Source organism: Solidesulfovibrio sp. C21 (assembly GCF_047785625.1).
Lineage (GTDB): Bacteria > Desulfobacterota > Desulfovibrionia > Desulfovibrionales > Desulfovibrionaceae > Solidesulfovibrio.
Genome location: NZ_JBLODY010000169.1, coordinates 1 through 580, shown reverse-complemented (window position 1 = coordinate 580; position 580 = coordinate 1). Strand labels below are relative to the sequence as shown.

The 580-nt window shown below is 60.7% G+C and carries 2 protein-coding genes; both read left to right on the top strand.

Features of this window, described 5'->3' with window-relative positions; all coding sequences use genetic code 11:
• Positions 1-72 precede the first annotated feature (72 nt).
• Positions 73-423, top strand: a complete 351-nt coding sequence (tnpA, locus tag ACMZ6R_RS20510) for an IS66 family insertion sequence element accessory protein TnpA (protein WP_416114812.1) — start codon at positions 73-75, stop codon at positions 421-423.
• On the top strand, positions 420-580 hold a 161-nt coding region (gene tnpB / locus ACMZ6R_RS20505; protein ID WP_416114813.1), incomplete at its 3' end, for an IS66 family insertion sequence element accessory protein TnpB. The genes tnpA and tnpB, both read left to right, overlap by 4 nt.

Here is a 580-nt window from a genome sequence, read left to right as displayed (position 1 = left end):
GTAAGCGGTCAATCAGGCCCTTCTTACGCCACTTGAGTTTTCTGCCATAGGAAGTCTCACAGGAGGACAACCATGGCAGCATCAGCACCAGAGGCGTGTTCCGAGAAGACGGTGTATTGGGCTGGGCATATTTCGGCTTGGCAGCGCAGCGGCCTGAGCCAGGGGGCTTACTGCCGACGGCATGGCCTTTCCCAAAGTTCATTGGGCTATTGGCGGAGGCGTTTGGAGACTACGGCCAACGAGAAGGCCGCGCCTTTCGTCACCATCGTGCCCGTGCCGCTGCCCGCGTCGCCTCATGCGGACATGGCAACCGTAGCGGAACCGATGCTGGTGCATGTGGGCAAGACCTTTCGCATCGAGATCCGGGGCGACTTTGCCGCGCCGGTGCTTGAGAAACTCGTTCGCACACTGACGCGGCTATGATGTTGCCGGCAAACGGCGTCCGGGTCTACTTGGCCCTGGGAGCCACGGACATGCGCAAATCCATCGACGGCCTGTCCATCCTGGTTTCGCGGCAGATGCAACTCGATCCGTTCGCGGGCCATCTGTTCGGCTTTTGCAACCGCAGCCGGACCATCAT